At 61.0% G+C, this 18,068-nt stretch carries 16 protein-coding genes; 13 read left to right on the top strand and 3 right to left on the bottom strand.

The features are described 5' to 3' along the window. Positions 1 to 17: 17 nt before the first annotated feature. From amrS to B9A12_RS12125, 3 genes are all read right to left on the bottom strand, one after another. Positions 18 to 1,190 carry an AmmeMemoRadiSam system radical SAM enzyme gene (amrS, locus tag B9A12_RS12135; RefSeq protein WP_084058172.1) on the bottom strand — a complete coding sequence of 391 codons (1,173 nt, stop codon included), beginning with the start codon at positions 1,188 to 1,190 and terminating at the stop codon, positions 18 to 20. 30 nt (positions 1,191 to 1,220) lie between these two features. Then, positions 1,221 to 2,720, bottom strand: a complete 1,500-nt coding sequence (amrB, locus tag B9A12_RS12130) for an AmmeMemoRadiSam system protein B (protein ID WP_170920578.1) — start codon at positions 2,718 to 2,720, stop codon at positions 1,221 to 1,223. Between the two features lie 176 nt (positions 2,721 to 2,896). After that, positions 2,897 to 3,520, bottom strand: a complete 624-nt coding sequence (locus tag B9A12_RS12125; RefSeq protein WP_170920577.1) for a cytidylate kinase-like family protein — start codon at positions 3,518 to 3,520, stop codon at positions 2,897 to 2,899. Positions 3,521 to 3,772: 252 nt separating this feature from the next. On the opposite strand from B9A12_RS12125, the gene ffh reads away from it, so the two are divergent. The 13 genes from ffh (at position 3,773) to B9A12_RS12060 (ending at position 18,020) form a co-directional block, all read left to right on the top strand. Next, positions 3,773 to 5,131, top strand: coding sequence for a signal recognition particle protein (ffh, locus tag B9A12_RS12120; protein WP_084058169.1), 1,359 nt, complete (start codon positions 3,773 to 3,775; stop codon positions 5,129 to 5,131). A gap of 88 nt (positions 5,132 to 5,219) precedes the next feature. Beyond that, on the top strand, positions 5,220 to 5,480 hold the full coding sequence (rpsP, locus tag B9A12_RS12115) for a 30S ribosomal protein S16 (RefSeq protein WP_084058168.1): 261 nt from the start codon (positions 5,220 to 5,222) through the stop codon (positions 5,478 to 5,480). A gap of 43 nt (positions 5,481 to 5,523) precedes the next feature. Next, positions 5,524 to 5,757 carry a KH domain-containing protein gene (locus tag B9A12_RS12110; protein ID WP_084058166.1) on the top strand — a complete coding sequence of 78 codons (234 nt, stop codon included), beginning with the start codon at positions 5,524 to 5,526 and terminating at the stop codon, positions 5,755 to 5,757. Positions 5,758 to 5,785: 28 nt separating this feature from the next. Next, entirely contained in the window at positions 5,786 to 6,289 is a 504-nt protein-coding gene (rimM, locus tag B9A12_RS12105; protein WP_212636925.1) for a ribosome maturation factor RimM, read from the top strand. After that, positions 6,279 to 7,013 carry a tRNA (guanosine(37)-N1)-methyltransferase TrmD gene (gene trmD / locus B9A12_RS12100; RefSeq protein ID WP_084058163.1) on the top strand — a complete coding sequence of 245 codons (735 nt, stop codon included), beginning with the start codon at positions 6,279 to 6,281 and terminating at the stop codon, positions 7,011 to 7,013. Before rimM ends, trmD begins: the two co-directional genes overlap by 11 nt. A gap of 74 nt (positions 7,014 to 7,087) precedes the next feature. Beyond that, positions 7,088 to 7,603, top strand: a complete 516-nt coding sequence (locus tag B9A12_RS12095; protein WP_245802437.1) for an RNA methyltransferase — start codon at positions 7,088 to 7,090, stop codon at positions 7,601 to 7,603. A 134-nt stretch (positions 7,604 to 7,737) separates the two neighbouring features. Then, positions 7,738 to 8,085 carry a 50S ribosomal protein L19 gene (rplS, locus tag B9A12_RS12090; RefSeq protein ID WP_084058160.1) on the top strand — a complete coding sequence of 116 codons (348 nt, stop codon included), beginning with the start codon at positions 7,738 to 7,740 and terminating at the stop codon, positions 8,083 to 8,085. Further along, complete coding sequence (locus tag B9A12_RS12085) at positions 8,085 to 8,756, top strand: ribonuclease HII (protein WP_084058158.1); 672 nt, start codon at positions 8,085 to 8,087, stop codon at positions 8,754 to 8,756. Before rplS ends, B9A12_RS12085 begins: the two co-directional genes overlap by 1 nt. 640 nt (positions 8,757 to 9,396) lie before the next feature. After that, positions 9,397 to 9,774, top strand: a complete 378-nt coding sequence (locus tag B9A12_RS12080) for a YraN family protein (protein ID WP_084058157.1) — start codon at positions 9,397 to 9,399, stop codon at positions 9,772 to 9,774. Positions 9,775 to 9,795: 21 nt separating this feature from the next. Continuing rightward, entirely contained in the window at positions 9,796 to 10,695 is a 900-nt protein-coding gene (rsmI, locus tag B9A12_RS12075) for a 16S rRNA (cytidine(1402)-2'-O)-methyltransferase (protein WP_084058155.1), read from the top strand. Continuing rightward, positions 10,679 to 13,234: a DUF3536 domain-containing protein gene (locus B9A12_RS12070; RefSeq protein ID WP_084058153.1), complete on the top strand. Its 2,556-nt coding sequence runs from the start codon at positions 10,679 to 10,681 to the stop codon at positions 13,232 to 13,234. The genes rsmI and B9A12_RS12070 overlap by 17 nt, the downstream gene beginning before the upstream one ends. 306 nt (positions 13,235 to 13,540) lie before the next feature. Further along, complete coding sequence (locus B9A12_RS12065) at positions 13,541 to 17,080, top strand: response regulator (protein WP_084058152.1); 3,540 nt, start codon at positions 13,541 to 13,543, stop codon at positions 17,078 to 17,080. Between the two features lie 22 nt (positions 17,081 to 17,102). After that, the gene (locus B9A12_RS12060) at positions 17,103 to 18,020 is read left to right on the top strand and encodes a GGDEF domain-containing response regulator (protein WP_084058151.1); all 918 of its coding nucleotides are present in this window, start codon (positions 17,103 to 17,105) and stop codon (positions 18,018 to 18,020) included. Positions 18,021 to 18,068 lie beyond the last annotated feature (48 nt).

Below are 18,068 nucleotides of genomic sequence, written 5' to 3'. Positions count from 1 at the left end.
ACACAGCGGACCGATCTTTACCCGCCAGCCGCGTCCCCCGTCTCCTGGGTCCCGGGTCTTTTCCAGATTCCTGGAATGGGTGTTTGGCACTTGGAACAACGACCGTCTCGGAAGTGAACCAGTTGGGTGCGGTAGCCCACGCGGCGGATGACCAGGGTCTGGCACCGCGGGCAATAGGTGCTTTCCGCAGGGTGGCCCGGCACATTGCCGATGTAGGCAAAGTGGAGCCCTTCCCGACGGGCAATGGCGTGGGCGCGTTCCAAAGTGGCCACGGGCGTGGGCGGAAGCCCCTGGAGCTTGTAACGGGGATAAAATCGGGTGAAATGAATGGGAATGTGGGATCCCAGTTCATTGCGAACCCAGCGGCAGAGGTCGACAATGTCGGCTTGGGAGTCGTTCTTTCCGGGAATGATTAGATTCACGATTTCCGTATGAACGCCGGCTTCCTTCAGGTGCTTCAGGGTGTCCAGTACGGGCTCAAGCCACCCCTCGGTCATCTCCCGATAATAGGCGTCCCGAATGCCCTTCAGGTCGATGCAGGCGGCGTCCAGGAAGGGCACCAGGTCTTCCAGAGGCGGCTTTTCCACGAATCCATTGGAGTGCATCACCTTGAGTAGACCCGCCTTCCGGGTGTTCCGGGCGATGTCGATCATGTACTCCATGAAGATGGTGGGCTCCACGTAGGTGGATGCGATGGAGGCACATCCGGTGCGAAGAGCCCACTGAACCACCTGGTCCGGCGTCAGGAGAAAATTTCGGGTCTGTTCCGGCCGCGCCTGGGAAATCTCCCAATTCTGGCAGAACTTGCAATCGAAGTTGCACCCGGCCGTGGCAATGGAAAAGGAGCGGGTGGTGGGGAGAACATGGAAAAAGGGTTTCTTCTCGATGGGATCCACGTGCACGGCGCAGGGGTTGCCATACACCAGGCTGTAGTAGGTGCCGTTTCGGTTTTCACGCACTTCGCAGTAGCCCCGCTCCCCGGGGTCGACCTCACAGTGGCGGGGGCAAAGAAGGCAGCGAATCGCGCCGGAACCAATGGGGGCGAAGTAGGGGGACGGATGGGGCGTGACGGCTCCCTTCTTCAGCCTGAGCGTCGCAGCTTCCGCCGCTCGGGAGGGTCCGGGCGGGCGTGCCAGGGTGCCGGCGCATACGGCGCAGAGGCCTGCTTTGAGAAAAGAGCGTCGGTCCATGACTCGGTTTTCCTTTCGCCCCGCTGACGCTCAGAAGACTTCGGCGGAAAAGATATATATCTCCGTTTCAGGATCCCGCCAGGCGTCCGCAGGAAGTCCCGCCTTTCGACACGTCTGTTCCAGGAAGGTGTCCCGGTCCCACCCGTATTCCGTGGCCACTTGAGGAAGGAGGAGTCCGCTTTTCCAGCCTTTGCGAAGGTAGAGCCCGTGGCGGCCCACTTGGATCTCTTCGGCTCGATGGACGCGGCGAAGAGGCGTGAGGGCGGAGATCTCCACGGTGACCCCAGGCCATTCTTCGCGGGTCAAGGGTGGAAAGCGGGGATCCTGGAAGGCCGCCGCCACGGCCATGCGGGCTACCGTTTGTGCCAGGGGAGAACGGCCCACGATCTGGCCGATACACCCGCGGAGGCGGCCTTGAATCTTGAGGGTGACGAAGGCCCCGCGCTTTCGGCGAAGATTCTCGCTGAGTTGGGCCAGCTCGATCGGCGGCGGGACATTTTCCTGGAGCTTGGCCTCAATGGCTCGGCGCGCAATGGCCTTGAGTTGCTCTTTGTCGGCCGCACTCAAGGGGGGCATCTCGGCGGCGGAGGAGCTTGGATCGGCGGAGGTGGGGCTGGAAGGTGGAGTCCAAAGGGCGGCGGCGAGATAGCCCACCACGCGGCTTCGGTCTCCTGTGGTGTCGGCGGAGGTGGCGTAGTGCAGTATGGAAGCCCTGGCCTTGGGAAACCGGCCGGCATATAGGAGGGCCGTGACGAGAGCCGCTCCCCCGCACGCCTCACAGCGGCTTTGGCTGAGGTCTTCCCAAAGGCCCTGGGAATCCATGTTCCGGACCCGGTCGATCAAGCGCCGGTCCAGGACCCGGGCGTCCGCATCGGAGTGGTAGTGGGAGAGATCGGTGCTGGCGATGACCACGAAGGACCGCTCCTTTCGGATGGAAGCCAGAGCTCGGGCCATTCGTACGCAATCGTCAAAGTCCACCTTCCCCACCAGGACGGGGACCAGTCGAAAGCCCGGGACGACCGTCTGGAGAAAGGGCAGCTGAACCTCGATGGAGTGTTCCACACGGTGCGCCGCTTGGACGCAGCGCAGGTCGGAAAGCCGGTCCTTCAACGCGTCGATCATGGCAAGATCGAGAGGGATCCGCCCCAAGGGGGTTTGGTAGGAACCCCGATCGTAAACGGAGAATCCTTGAAAGGGCACACGATGACTGGGGGCCATGACCACTACAGTCTCCGCGGGATGGGCCTTGAGAAGCTGGTAGGCGTAGGCGGCGGTGGCCCCGCTGTAACGGTATCCGGCGTGGGGCGCGATCAGCGCGCGAAGGGCTGCCTTTTCCGGAAGGCCTTGGGGGGCGGCACTGGAGAGGTAGTGCGCCACAGTGGATTGAAGTGTTGCGGGATCGCCGGGATACCAAGTCCCGGCCAGAATGGGCGGGCGAACCTGATCCGTCGACTCGGCAAAAGAGGCGGCGAGCCCGAAGAAGCTCCAAGCACCCAGAAGGAGGAAAGCAAGAAAAAGCGATCGCTTCATGGCTTCCGAAGACCAGGCGTTGACAGTGCCGACTGAAAGGAACGGGGCGAAAGGGAAGCCCATCCGATTTCGGGTGCGGAAAGACACCCTCCCGCCACCGACTGAGATGAAGAGGGCAAGGCGCCTTTCACCCATTTCCTGTCACGGCGCATCGGTCACTCATTGCTCACGAGGGATCAAGGGCCCTCTTCGACCTTACTCACCCAGGCGGCCACCAAGTCCAGGGCATCTTCCATGGCGATGCGACTCAGGTTCAGCACGGCGTGGTAGAGGTGGGGGTCGTCCCAGGAGCGGTTGAAGTAGTGTTCGATGTAAGCCTCCGATTCCTTTTCTTCACGTTCGATCAGGTCCTTGGCGGCCCGATCGTCCATCTCCATGTTTTCCTTCAGCCAGCGGATTCGGTCTTCCAGATGCTTCACGATTCTAAGATGGATCGCTTGGGGATGGTCCGCCAAAATGCACTGGGCGCCCCAACCCAGGATGATAACGTTGCCTTCTTGCCCCACATTCTGCACGAGCTTCACGGTGACCTCGTGGTAGTTCTTGTCGTCCAGTCGGCCATAGGATCGGTCCACCACCTTTTGTACGGTACTGGCGGTGTATCGGTCGATGAGGCGCAGGAGCCGGGATTCCTTTCCCCGATGAAAGCTTTGAGCTTCACTTTCGGAAATGCGCAACTCCCGGGCTGCATCCGCCACCAACTGCTTGTCCAGGATGGAATAGCCCAAACGATCCGCCAGGCGCCTGGCGAATTCTTCACTTTCCGACGCGTATTCCTTGCTGATGGTGATGACCGCCATGACCGACCTCCTCCTTCCGGTGCGATGGCATGCGCGCATGCCACGGGCCCTGTTGCATCTGTGACCGGGAGTTTCATCGGGGGAAAAGGCATGGGGATGGGCACTGCAAAGATCGTGGAACCGAGAACCGCCGCTGCCGCACCCACAATGCGCGTTTCTTGACAGCTACTTGATAAAACTATAGCATGCCTTGTTGCGCAAAAAAAGCGCCCGGTGCTCGGCGCGCAAGGGAGACGAAACGGACGGGGGATCATGTTCGACAATCTGACCACCAAATTCCAGAAAGTCTTTCGCCACCTGAAGGGCCACGGCAAACTGACGGAAGAAAACATCCAGGAGGCCCTGCGGGAAGTGCGCCTGGCGCTGCTGGAGGCCGATGTCCACTACAAGGTGGCCAAGGATTTTGTAAAGACCATCGCCCAAAGAGCCGTGGGCCAGGAGGTGATGGGAAGCCTCACGCCTGGCCAGCAGGTGATCAAGATCGTCAATGAGGCCCTGACCGACCTGATGGGTGGGACGGCCGTCCCCCTCGATCTCACGGGCCCGCCCCCGCAGGTGATTGTCCTGGTGGGGCTCCAAGGATCCGGCAAGACCACCACCGCCGGCAAACTGGCGTTCCATCTGAGCAAGAACAAACGCCGGCCCTGCCTGGTGCCCGCCGACGTGTACCGGCCCGCCGCCATCGACCAGCTGACCACGCTGGCCGGCCAGCTGAAGATGCCGGTCTATCCATCGTCCTCCGATCAAAAGCCCGAGCACATTGTGCGGGATGCGGTCTCCTTTGCCCGGCAGCATCAGTGCGATACGCTCATTGTGGATACCGCCGGTCGTTTGCACATCGACCAGGAGCTGATGGACGAGCTCAAGCGCATCGAGGCCGTAGTGAAGCCCCAGGAAATGCTGCTGGTGGCCGATGCCATGACGGGTCAGGATGCGGTGAGGGTGGCCTCGTCCTTCCATGAAGCCCTCCACATTACGGGTGTGGTGCTCACCAAGCTGGACGGTGACGCCCGGGGAGGCGCCGCCCTGTCCATCAAGGCGGTGACCGGTTGCCCCATCAAGTTTGTGGGCGTGGGGGAAAAGCTGGACGCCCTGGAGGTCTTTCACCCGGACCGGATGAGTTCGCGCATCCTCGGCATGGGCGATGTGCTGACCATCATCGAAAAGGCGCAGGATGCTTTCGATGAGCGGGAAGCCGAGGAGATGGCGCGCAAGTTCAAAGAGGATAGCTTCACGCTGGAAGATTTCCGGGACCAGTTGCGGCAGGTGAAAAAGCTGGGATCCCTGGAATCGATCCTCAAGATGCTTCCGGGTATGGGCATCATGAAGGAGCTGAAGAAGATGGAGGTGGATGAGAAGGCGCTGGTGCGAACCGAAGCCATCATCAACTCCATGACCAGGCAGGAGCGGCAAAACGCTGGGATCATCAATGCCAGCCGCAAAAGGCGGATCGCCCGGGGAAGCGGCACCACGGTCCAGGAAGTGAACCAGCTCTTGCGCAGCTACAACGATGCCCGCCGGATGATGCGACAGATGATGGGGGGCGGCAAGGCCACCAAGAAGGGCAAGAAAAAGAAGAAAAAACGGGTGAAGGCGTTTTTCCCTTTTTAATTTTGACAGCGTGGTGTATAGGCTGCAAATTTGTTTTGAGGGTGTGTGCAGTCTGGTGTAAAGTCATTGAAGGAGGTAGACGAAGATCATGCCGGTTCGTATTCGTTTGGCACGTCGTGGAAGCAAGAAGCGACCTTTCTACTCCATCGTGGTGGCCCATTCGGAAGCTCCCCGCGACGGTCGGTTCATCGAACGCATTGGAACCTACAATCCCCTGACGGATCCTGCGACGGTCACCTTCAAGGTCGAGCGCCTGAACTATTGGCTCCAACAAGGTGCGCAGCCCACGGAGACCGTTCAGAGCCTGATCCGCAAGCACGCTGACAAGGCCGTTCCCAAGGCGTCCTGACCAGAATCTGGGCGGGCACAGTGCACACAAGGTGGAGGGGAGCATGCTGAAGGAACTCATTGAATACATGGCGCGGGCTTTGGTGGACAAGCCGGAACAGGTGCGGGTTTCGGAAATCGAAGGGGAGCAAACCTCTGTGATTGAGCTGCGGGTGGCCAAAGAGGACCTGGGCAAGGTCATCGGCAAGCAGGGACGTACCGCCCGCGCTATGAGAACGATCCTCAGCGCCGCATCCACCAAGATCAGAAAACGGGCTGTCCTGGAGATCATCGAATAGGACGATGCAGCCATCCAAGTGGGTTCCTGTGGGAAGGATCAGCCGGACTCACGGGACCGACGGTGCCGTTCTCATCGTTGCCTACGGAGAGACGCTCGGAGAACGCCAAGCCGACGAGCGTCTTTTTGTGTGTCTGCCCTCCATGCGGATTCCCAAGGCCTTGACCATCGAGGACATCCGGCCCCATGGGCGCCAGTGGCGCGTGCGATTCCGGGAAGTGGGCCACATGCAGGCCGCCCGGGCCCTGGTGGGACTGGAGGTGGGGGTTCCCGAAGAGGAACTGCCGGAGCTGGAAGAAGGGGAGTACTACCACTACCAGCTGGTGGGCCTAAGGGTGGAGACCGTGTCCGGGCACTTCCTGGGAATCTTGAAGGAGATCCTGGAAAGTCCGGCCCACGACATCTACGTGGTGGAAGACGAGCGGGGAGGCGAGCTGCTGCTTCCGGCCGTGGAGGAGATCGTCCGGGCCGTGAGACCGGAAGAAAACCGAGTGGTGGTGCAGCCCCCGGCGGGTTTGACGGATGATCTTTGACATTTTGACCATTTTCCCCGGAATCTTCGAAAGCCCTTTGCGCGAGAGCATCCTTGGCAAAGCGTGCCAACGTGGCCTGCTCACGGTCCGGGTGCACAATATCCGGGACTATGCCCTGGACAAGCACCAGATGACCGATGACCGGCCGTTCGGCGGCGGGGAGGGCATGGTGATGAAGCCGGAACCCATTGTGGCGGCCCTGGAGGACGTGAAGCCGCTGGGGCCCGACGCCCACGTGGTGCTCCTGTCTCCGCAAGGGCGGTCTTTCAGCCAGGAGATGGCGCGCCGATTCCGAGCCATGGAGCGGCTGGTGCTGGTATGCGGTCGGTATGAGGGGGTGGATCAACGGGTGGCCGAACATTTTGTGGACGAAGAAGTGTCCATCGGGGACTTCATTCTCACCGGTGGGGAATTGGCGGCCCTGGTCATCGTGGATGCGGTGGCACGGCTCCTTCCCGGGGTGTTGGGAAACGAGGCGTCCCCGGAGGCGGAGTCTTTCGCCGAGCCCCTTCTGGAGTACCCGCAGTATACGCGACCTCGCGAATTTCGCGGCCATGCGGTCCCGGAGGTGTTGCTTTCGGGAGATCATGAGCGGATCCGCCGGTGGCGGCGCATGCAGGCCCTGGCTCGAACCCGAGACAGGCGCCCGGATCTTTTCCAACGCCTGGAGCTGAGCGCGGAAGACCGCAGACTCCTGGATGAGTACGATCGCGAGAGACCATGAGCCCCAAAAGGCGTAGCCCCTTGCTCTACTTGGCTTTGATCCATTATCCGGTCCTCAACCGTCGTGGAGAGGAGGTGGCATCAGCTGTCACCAACCTGGATCTGCACGACCTGGCACGCCTGGCCTGCACCTACGATCTGCCCGCCTGTTATGTGGTCACACCGCTCAAGGATCAGCAGGAGTTGGTGAAGCGCCTTACCCACCACTGGTTTCACAATGTGGGCAAGGAGCTGCATCCGGACCGGGAAAAGGCGTTGAGGCGGCTGCGATTGGCGCCATCCGTGGAAGCGGCCTGCGCGGAGATCCGCCAAGAGACCGGGAAAGATCCCATCCTCTGGGCCACATCGGCCAGGCGGCACAGCCGGGTGACGGAACCGGCCCAGGCCCGTGGGATTCTGGAAAAGGAAGAGGTTCCGGGGATGTTGCTGCTGGGAACGGGCTGGGGGCTGGCCCCGTCCGTGTTGGACCTTTGCGCCGGGTTTCTGCCGCCCATAGAAGGCCGCTCTCAATACAATCACCTGTCGGTGCGCAGTGCGGCCTCCATCCTGGTGGATCGTTTTTTTGGGCAAGGGGCGTGCATCCATGGCTGAAAGCGTCATTTCGGGCTTTACGGGAAGGGGGCTTGTGCGGTAAAGAAAGGCGCTCATGCGACCCCAGCACGTTTGTGGAGCGAAGACGACTCCCCGTTTCTTGAGAGACAGGCTTGACATTTTGGAGGATGAAGATGGGCTTCAACGCGATTCAAAACATTGAACGAGACTTCATGCGGGTGGACATTCCCGCCTTTCGCCCTGGAGATACGGTGAAGGTGCATGTGAAGATCCGGGAAGGCGAAAAGGAACGGATCCAGATCTTCGAGGGCGTGGTGATCCGCTGCAACCGCGGAGGGATTGGTGCCACCTTCACGGTTCGCAAGATGTCCTACGGGGTGGGCGTGGAACGGATCTTCCCCTTCCACTCCCCGCAGATCGACCGAGTGGAAGTGGTTCGACGCGGTCGCGTGCGCCGCAGCCGCCTCTACTATCTGCGGGACCGCGTGGGCAAGGCCGCTCGTATCAAGGAGCGCCGTTAGTGCAGCAACGCACATTGTTTGAAGCCCCGCCGAGGGACGGCCTCCATCTGGAGCGCCGAGCCCGCCGGCGGGGCTTTTTTCATGTGGCCGGCGTGGATGAGGTGGGCCGCGGGCCTTTGGCGGGGCCTGTGGTGGCCGCTGCCGTGATCCTTCCGGAAAGGCCGAACCTGCCCGGTGTGACCGATTCCAAGAAGCTGAGCGCCCCACGGCGGCAAGCCCTGGTGGAAAGCATTTATGGTGAGGCGCTGAGCGTTGGGATCGGGCTGGCTGACCCGGAAGAGATCGACCGGATCAATATCCTGCAGGCCTCCTTCCAGGCCATGGTCCGGGCCTTGAGTGCCCTGGATCCCCCGCCCGATTTCGTTCTGGTGGACGGCCCCTACACGCTTCCCCTGAAGATTCCCCACCAAGGCATCCGCCAGGGAGATGCCAAGAGCCTGAGCATCGGGGCCGCCTCCATTGTGGCCAAGGTGTACCGGGACCGCCTCATGGATAAACTGGACGAGCTGTATCCCCAGTACGGGTTCAAAAAACACAAGGGTTATCCCACCCGGGCCCACCGGGAGGCGCTGCGCCGCCATGGGCCAAGCCCGGTGCATCGCCTTTCGTTCAAGGGCGTGCGTGAACATTGCAACGGCTCTGCGTTGTCGCTCGATTCCTCCCCCAAATGAACTTTTGCGAGTCGATTCTTCCAAGACCCGCTGGCCCAGGTTCTGTCACACCTTATCCTCATGGCTTCCGTCATGTGGGGTCGTCCAGCCGCCTGATCGGAACGCGCTTTCTTTGGGTCCTTGGCGGCTTGCTGGGAAAGCGGTTCTGGGCATGCCCAAGCGCCTTTCGCATTGCGCTCCAGGGGTGCCGGAAGACCGGAATGTGAGCTAGATCCTTAAAGCATTGCAAAGTGCCGGTGGTGCGGCTGACCTTGACTGGAAATGGCCTGTGGGTGACCTATTACCGGCGGTTTTTGCGTAAGCAGGATAAAAAAGGCGGTGACGTCAGGACGCCGGCCTCCGAGGGTGACTGAGAACGCCCGGGTTTCTTACATTTTGTGTGGACGGAAGGTTGGGCTAGCGGGTGCGCCCGCACCACCGGTCTGGCCTTTCGGGAGTTGGGGGCGGGTTCCGAACCCGCCCCCAAAAGGGTAAAGCCCATAGTCGTACCGCCTCCGACGCCACGGAACAGGTAGATCAGACCTTGCCTGCTTTGTCCCTTCCACACAAAACAGCCCAAAGCCCTTTCCTGTCTGTGATAGAATTTCATGAGAAGGCTGCGGGCAAGGATGGGAAAGCCCGATACACAAGGCAGGCGGGCATGACACTGGACGAGCGAAGGAAAACGGGACGGGAAGGCGAGGCGGTGGCGGAGGCCTACCTTCGTCGTCAAGGCCTGAAGATCGTGGAAAAGAACGTTCGCTGTGCCCTGGGAGAACTGGATCTGGTGGCCCGGGACGGGGACCGTTATGTCTTTGTGGAGGTTCGGTCCCACAGGAGCCGTCGGTGGGGATCGGCCAAGGAATCGGTCTCCGTGCAAAAGCGCCGAAAGCTCGTTCAGCTGGCTTTCTGGTATCTCAAGTCCAGAAACCTTGGCGCCGTGTCGGCTCGCTTCGATGTGGTGGTCGTGCATTGGAGGCGAGGCCAGGCGGAGGTGTCCTGGATTCCCAACGCCTTCGACGCCGCCGGTGACCCGTGAAACGGAAGGGGGGAGCAGTTCGTGACGCAGGGAAAAGGAACGCTCTATGTGGTGGCCACACCCATCGGCAATCTGGAAGATATCAGTCTTCGGGCCTTGGACGTGCTTCGGCGCGTAGCGGCCATCGCGGCCGAGGACACACGTCATACCCGCAAGCTTCTTTCTCGCCACGAGATCCACACCCCGCTGGAGAGTTGCCACGCGCACAGCTCCCGCCAACGACTGGCGCGACTGGTCCAGCGGCTGGAAGAGGGCGACGATCTGGCCCTGGTGACGGACGCGGGAACGCCGGCGGTGTCCGATCCGGGTGGGGAATTGATTGCCATGGCGCTGGAGCGGGGCCTTCCGGTGGCGGCCGTACCGGGCCCCAGTGCGGCCCTGGCGGCTCTGGTGGTCTCCGGCCTGCCCACCCATCCCTTCGCCTTTTTGGGCTTTGCCCCTCCAAAGGGAGGCCGCAGGAAAAGATTCTTTGAGACCTACGCCCACCTTCCCATGACCCGCATCCTCTACGAAGCACCGGGACGGCTCCTCAGAACGCTTCGGGACATCCTCGACCATTGGGGTGATCGAAGGATCGCGGTGGCCCGCGAACTCACCAAGATCCACGAAGAGGTGTTCCGGGGAACCGTCCGGGAGGCCCTGGACCACTTCGAATGCGGGGTGCGGGGAGAGATCAGCCTGGTGGTGGAAGGGGCTCCAGAGCCCGCTTCGGAACGGGAAGAGGGCGCCTGGCTGGAAGAATTGGAGCAGCTCCTACTGGCGGAGGGGTTCCGTTTGAAGAGCGCCGTGGGGCGGGTATGCGAGCGATACCAGGTGCGCCGAAAAGAGGTGTATCAGGCCGCCCTGCAGATCCTGAAGGCTCACGAAGAGCCAATGGCTGAGACGGAGGAGGGGTCCGAGCACCATGGGAAAGGAAAATGAATCCAGCACCACGCGTTTTGTCTGCCTGCACGGGCATTTCTACCAGCCTCCCAGGGAAAATCCCTGGCTGGAGGCGGTGGGCAGGGAGCCCAGCGCCGAACCGGACCACGACTGGAACCAGCGGATCACCCAGGAATGCTATCGCCCCAACGGGGCCGCCCGCCTGGTGGATGACAAGAACCGCGTTCTTCACATTCGAAACAATTATCAGGACCTGAGTTTCAATTTCGGCCCCACCCTGCTCCAGTGGCTGGCCGCGAATGAGCCCTGGGTGGTGGAAAGACTGGTGGAAGCCGATCGGCGAACCAGGGACCGTTGGGACGGTTCGGGAAACGCCCTGGCTCAGGCCTACAACCATATGATCTTGCCACTGGCCAACCGCCGCGACAAGGAAACCCAGATCCGGTGGGGGATCGAAGACTTCCGCCACCGCTTCGGTCGCCCGCCGGAAGGCATGTGGCTGCCGGAAACGGCGGTGGACGCGGAAAGCCTTGGGATCATGGCCGAAAATGGCGTGAAGTTTACCATCCTGGCTCCCCACCAGGCGGCCCGATGGCGTTTCCTGGATCAAGAAGGCCCGTGGTATGAGGTTTCCGACGGCTCCATCCCCACCGGCCGGGCGTATCGGTATGCCTGTCCCAATGGCAAGGATCTGGCCATCTTCTTTTACGATGGAACGATCGCCCGGGGGATCGCTTTCGAGGGGTTGTTGGAGCACAGTTCCAAGCTGGTGGGGGCCCTTCGGGAGGCCTTTGAAAGAAGCCAGGTGCGCGAAGGGGAACCGTGGTTGGTCCATGCGGCCACGGACGGTGAATCCTACGGACATCACTTCAAATTCGGAGACATGGCGCTGGCGGCGGCCTTCCAGGCGTTGGAGGCGGACAGCGCTATTCAGGTGATCCCCTACGGAGCCTTCCTGAAGCGTTTTCCTGTCCGGGCGGAAGTGGACATCGCCGGGGACAGCGCCTGGAGCTGCGCCCACGGACTGGGCCGCTGGCAGCGGGACTGCGGATGCAGTACGGGGGCGCACCCGGGCTGGAATCAAAAGTGGCGGGGGCCGCTCCGTGAGGCTTTGAATTGGCTGCGCGATGAGATGGCACTTCACTTTGAAAGGAGCCTGGCCCCGCTGGTGTGGGATCCCTGGGCCGCTCGAAACGACTACATCCGCGTTGTCCTGGATCGGGAAGGGGAGGCGCTTTCCTTCATCCGAAGACACCAGAGACGGGACCTGAATGCCGACGAGCGCCGCCTTCTTCTGGAGCTGCTGGAGATGCAGCGAGCGGCCATGTTCATGTTCACCTCCTGCGGCTGGTTTTTCGACGATGTGAGCGGTATTGAGACCCGCATCATCCTGTCCCATGCCTGCCGGGCCCTGGAGCTCATGCGCTGGACGGGTGGGCGGGACCTGGAAGCCGACTTCGTGAGGAGACTGGGAGCGGCCGAGAGCAATCGGGAGGAATACGCAACAGGGGCCCAGGTCTATGAGCGGCTCGTGAAGCCGCAGGCGGTTTCGGCCCGCCAGGTGGCGGCCAGTATCGCCATGGAGGCCATGGCTCTCAAAGAAGACTGCCGTCCTTTCATCCTCAGCTATTCCTACGAGCCCGAACAGCAGCTCAGCGTGTGCGAACTTCCCGTGCCCTGCCAAGCGGGGCTGGGAACCGTAACGGATCGCAGGACCGGACGGCGGGAAAGGGTTCTGTTGGCCTTGATCCATTTCGGCGGGCTTGAGTTTCGTTGCTCCACAGCGGCACTCCGTTCCCCGGGGGATTGGGACCGGCTGCTCAGTGCGTTGAGGCGGGGAGCGGAAGAAGGGACCTCCGGGCTCGTGCGCGCCGTGGATCAGATCTTGGGAGAAGAGAGCCTGTCTTTGACCGATATCCTGGAAGAACCGCGCCTTCGGGTGGCACGGCACTTGGCGCGGGACTCCCTGAGCTTCTACACGCAGTTCCAACGGCGCTACTTCCATGCCAACAAGTCCCTACTATGGTCCCTTCGCCAATGGGGGATCCCGCTGCCTGCGGATGTGCAAGATTCCATTCGGCGTGTACTGGAACAGGAAGCCCTGGAGGTGTTGGAATCCTTTGTCACGGCCGCCCAGGACGACAGCGATGCGGCGCGATCCGGCGATGGGACCTTCCAGTACCGCATGATGGCCGCTCGGTTGCAAACCCTCCGCCGATCCCTTGACGATTGGGGGCTGCGTGGCAAATGGGGCCGGGTTCAGCGGTTCCTGACGCAGGCCATGAGATGGGAAATGGAACGAGCGGCCGGGAGGGAACCCGACCGCCTTGAGCGGGTCTTGCAACTGGCGTCTTTTGCACGGGTTCTGCAACTGGAAGTGAAAGATTGGTGGCTTGTCACCCACTGGCACGCCTTGGCCGCCTCTTCCGTCCTGCCCGGATGGGTTCGCCGACATGACCCGGAGCGAAAGCGGGTTCAAGAGTTGGACCGACTCCTGGCCTGTCGCTTCCTGGACCCTTCCAATCCGTTCGCAGCCGCGGCGGATAGCCATGAAAAGGAAATAGGAAAGTCGTCATGAACCATGGGGTATGCGTGAGCAAGGATAGGCCTTCTCGGATGACATGGTGCTCACCCCGTTCGGCGTCTCTTGGATTTTGAGACCGGCGGGAAGGTTTACACGGATCCCCAATAAATATCCCCTGCTTCTCGTTGTGATACACCCCTAAAAAAACACAGCCCTGCTCGAAAGGGATTTCAAAACAAAGAAGGCCTTAAGGATTCCGATTCTGCGGCCGATAAGATGGAAAGAGATGGACGATCTGCCGACTCCTTCTGAGTCGGGTGAGTCTTCAGACGACGCACATGAACGTTTTGGGGAGATGGGATGAAGAGCCGGCGGCTGGAACAGGTTCTGTGGAAATACGTGGTGCCGAGAGTCTTCGGGGCGGTGGCCATTCTATTGGTGCTGGGATTGTCGGCAGCGGGATACTTCCAATACCGAACGGCCCTCCGCTCCCAGATATTGGCCTCCAGGACCACGGCCCTTGCCCTTGAAAACTACGTACAGCAGGCCCTGGACACTTTGAAGCCGCTGACCCTTTTTGTGGAACCGGATCCCGACAAAATCATCCCCTACATGGAAAAACTCTATTTTTCCATGCCCTACTTCGAGCGCATCGTCTGGTTCGATACCTACGGCAAGCTGGTTTCGGCCGTTCCCGACTCGGACTCCCAGGAAACGTTCGTCGCTCGGGCACAGGAAATGCTCAATAATCCTGTTATGTTGGATCAAGTCTCCAGGCCGTATATTTCCTGGCAAACAGGAAAACTGACGGTCAACGTGGCCCGAGCTCTTTTGTCGGGGGGCTTGCTGGCCGCGGAACTGAACCTTTCCGTCGTCCGGGATCGGGCGGAAACGGTGAAGGCCGCCCAAAGTCCCGGTGCGCTTGTGTTTGTTGCGGATCAATTCGGTACACTGCTGGCGTATCCCGCTGGAGACTCCACCAGGATGCAAAAGGCGGTGGGGAATATGGAGATTCTCCGGCGGGTGCAGAAGGCCGGAGGATCGGTGTCCGGATTCCACTGGATAGACGGCACCTTGTATGTGGCGGCGGCCAATCCCGTGCCCCGAGCGGGGTGGGTGGTGGTCACGGCCACGCCCGTGAAAGAACTGGCGTATTATCTGGCGCTCATCGCCGTCGTCTCCATCGGATGCTTCGGGTTCTTTGTGGCTTTGGCCGTTTTTGACTCCAATAGGCGGCTGCAGCGGGCGGTGATCCAGCCTCTGGGGGGGATTGCGGATACCTTGGGCTACGTGACCGTGGGCCGCTTTGAAGAAATCCCCGAGCATGGCCAGACGGGCATCGAGGAACTGGATGCCGTGGCGGAAGCCATCGGGCGCATGAGCCGTGTCATCGGAAAGCGCAGGACCCAGCTCCAGGCCAAAACGGATGAGCTGGAGCTGCTTCTGGACAACGTGGACGCCCAGGTCTGGTATCTTACCGATCCACGCACCCTGGGAACGGTCAACCGAGCCTTTGCCCGGTTTGTGGGCGCGGAGGTGGACCATATCGCGGGAACCACCCTGGATCGATGGATGAGCTGGGACGGGGCCCAGGAAGCCATCGCCGTCAACGAGCTGGTCTTTTCTGAAGCACGAACAATCCGAACGGAGGAGTGGCATCAGAACGCGGAGGGAGAGGACCGACTCCTGGCGGTCACACGGACCCCCAAGTTGGGCGACGACGGTCAGGTGGAGTGGATCATCTGCACGGCGGTGGACGTGACCGACAGCAAAAGGGTGGAAAGCGATCTGCGAAAGGCCCTGGCCACGGTGGAGGATACCAATGAGCAGCTGGAAGCGGCCATCGCCCACGCCAACCGACTGGCCGTGGAGGCCGAAGTGGCCAACCAGGCCAAAAGCCAATTCCTGGCGAACATGAGCCACGAAATACGCACGCCCATGAACGGTATCATGGGCATGGCCCGCCTGCTCATGGACACGAACCTGTCGTCGGTGCAGCGGGAGTATGTGGAAATCATCCAGAAGAGCAGCGAGGCCTTGCTGGACATCATCAACGACATCCTGGACTTTTCCAAGATTGAGGCCGACCACATCGAGCTGGAATCGGTTCCCTTTGACCTGCGCGACCTGGTGGAGGATGTGATCGAAACGGTGGCCGTGCGCGCCCACGAAAAGGGCCTGGAAATCGGTTGTGTTATTGACCGGCATGTCTGCCTGGAGGTTCAAGGGGATCCGTCCAGGCTCCGGCAGATCATCATGAACCTCGTTGGCAACGCCATCAAATTCACGGAAACAGGTGAAGTGTTTGTGCGAGTGACCCAGGTGGAAGAGTCGCGCGAGGAGGTGAAGGTCCACTTTGCGGTGGAAGATACCGGAATCGGCATCCCCAAAGACCGTCTGGGCCTTATCTTTCAGGCCTTTTCTCAAGCCGATGCCTCGGTGACCCGAAAATATGGCGGCACGGGCCTGGGACTGGCCATCAGCAAGAAACTGGCGGAACGAATGAAGGGACAGATGGGAGTCGATAGCGAGGAAGGCAAGGGCTCCACCTTCTGGTTCACCGCTGTCTTTGAAAAACAGGCCGCATCGGAAAAAGAAGAGCGGATGGTCCAGGCTCCCGTTGACGGAGGCCCCAGAGAAAGGGTCCTGATCGCCGCCAACAACGCCAGCCTGCGTCTTAGCCTCGTGGAAATGCTGCATCGCTTGGGCTTTGTTTGCGATGAGGTGGAAAGCGGCAAAGCCGCGCTGGACAGACTGCGGTCCGTGGGCCACGGGCCGGGCGCGTTCCAGGCGGTTCTCGCCGACCTGCATCTCCAGGATATGGATGGCGAAACCCTTGCCCGGATCGTCCGATCCGAACCCCTGTGCGCCTCCACCCGTGTTTTGTTGCTCGTGCCCGCCCTTTCCCAGGTCCAGGCGGATCGCCTGGTAAAGGAAGGGACGGTTGACGGGGTCCTGCGAAAGCCCGTTCGCTATGTGAGATTGGAGGCCGCCTTGCGGGGTGGGCCGGAGACCGGAAGCAGTGATCAACCGCACGGGGAAGGGGTCTCTGTCAAGTCGGAACAAGGCGCGCAGTGGAAACGCAGGTTCAGAATCCTTCTGGCCGAAGACAACCCGATCAACCAGAAGGTGGCTGTGGGGTCCTTGCGGAAACTGGGCTATGAAGCGGAGGTTGTCAACAACGGCCGGGAAGCCATCGATCGTCTGGAACGTGAAGAGTTCGATCTGCTCCTTGTGGACGTTCAAATGCCGGAGATGGACGGGTTTGAGACAACCCGGATCATCCGTGATGAGTCCTCCAAGGTGTTGAATCACCGGATACCCATCATCGCCATGACGGCCCATGCCGAGGCGGGCGACCGGGAGAGGTGCCTGGAAGCGGGTATGGACGACTATGTTGCCAAACCCATTCGCCTGGAAGAACTGCAGGCGGCCATTGCGCGACAGGCGGAAAAGGCCAGATCTGCGCCCCGGATCGAGACCTGCGCGAAGGATCCGAGCCCGGCGTCGGTTCCCAAATCACCCGGCAGCGTCGGGGAAAAGCGGGATGTCTTGGATTGGGATGAATTGGTGGATCGGCTGGCAGGTGATATGGAATTGGCTTGGGAGATCCTAGAGGACTTTGTGGAAGAACTCCCCCAAAGGCTGCAAGAAATGCGAGAAGGGCTTCAGTCCGGTGACATGGAGAACGTCAAACGATCCGCCCACACTTTGAAGGGGTCCGCCGCCAACGTTTCCGCCAAGGGCCTCAGTCACTGCGCCCTGCAGGTGGAACATGCGGCCGCGGAGGGCGACCCCGAACGGGTGGAGGCGGGACTGGAAGAAGTTCGAAGAGAAGCGGAACGCTTGGAACGGTATGTGACAGACACCGGGACGGAAACGGAGGCATCCAGTTTCTAGGAACCGTACACAGAGGCAAGGCATGAAAATTTTGCTGGCAGACGATGACGCCACCACACGGAAGATGTTGGGGGCCATGCTGAGCCGTTGGGGCTATGCGACCATGACGGCAGCGTCCGGTGATGAGGCATGGGCGATCCTGAATTCGGAGAACGCTCCGCGGCTGGCCGTGTTGGACTGGGTCATGCCGGGTATGGACGGGGTGGAGATTTGTCGCCGGGTCCGCTCGGAGCTGTCCAGCAGCGACCGATACCTGTACCTCATCCTGCTCACCGCCAAGACCTCCAGGGAGGAGATCATTTCCGGGTTGGAGGCCGGTGCCGACGACTACATGGTCAAGCCGTTTGACCCCAGCGAACTCCAGGTGCGCGTCGGCATCGGCAAACGGATCATCCAGTTGCACCAAGAACTGGTGGAGGCCAAAGAGGCGCTCCATTTCCAGGCGACACGGGATCCCTTAACGAGGGTCTACAACCGGGGAGCCACCATGGAGCGGTTGCACGAGGAACTGGATCGCAGTGCGCGGGAAGGCCAGTCCATGGGCCTGATCATGATCGATATCGACCATTTCAAAAAGATCAACGATACCCATGGGCACTTGGCCGGTGACGTGGTCCTACGAAGAACCGCGGAGATCATGACCTCCGTGGTGCGATCCTACGATGTGGTGGGTCGGTTCGGGGGCGAAGAGTTCCTGGTCCTTCTGCCAAAGGTGGATGAAGAGATCCTTTCCCGAATTGCCGAAAGGATCCGTGCGGCGGTGGCCGCTGAGACCATCCGCGCCGAAGGCGCCGAAATCCACGTGACCTTGAGCGCCGGCACCGTGGTGGGCCGGAAAGGTTTGGGCGTGGATCAACTCATCCAGGCGGCCGATGAAGCGCTCTATGAAGCCAAAAGAAGCGGTCGCAACCGCGTGTGCGCAGCCACACTCGCTGCTTGAAGAAGGGACCCTCGCCAAGGTGGCTTTCGTTCCCGAACATGTGCGTGC

It is taken from the genome of Desulfacinum hydrothermale DSM 13146 (assembly GCF_900176285.1).
GTDB classification, from domain to species: Bacteria; Desulfobacterota; Syntrophobacteria; order Syntrophobacterales; family DSM-9756; genus Desulfacinum; species Desulfacinum hydrothermale.
This window is presented reverse-complemented; position numbering and strand designations above follow the sequence as displayed.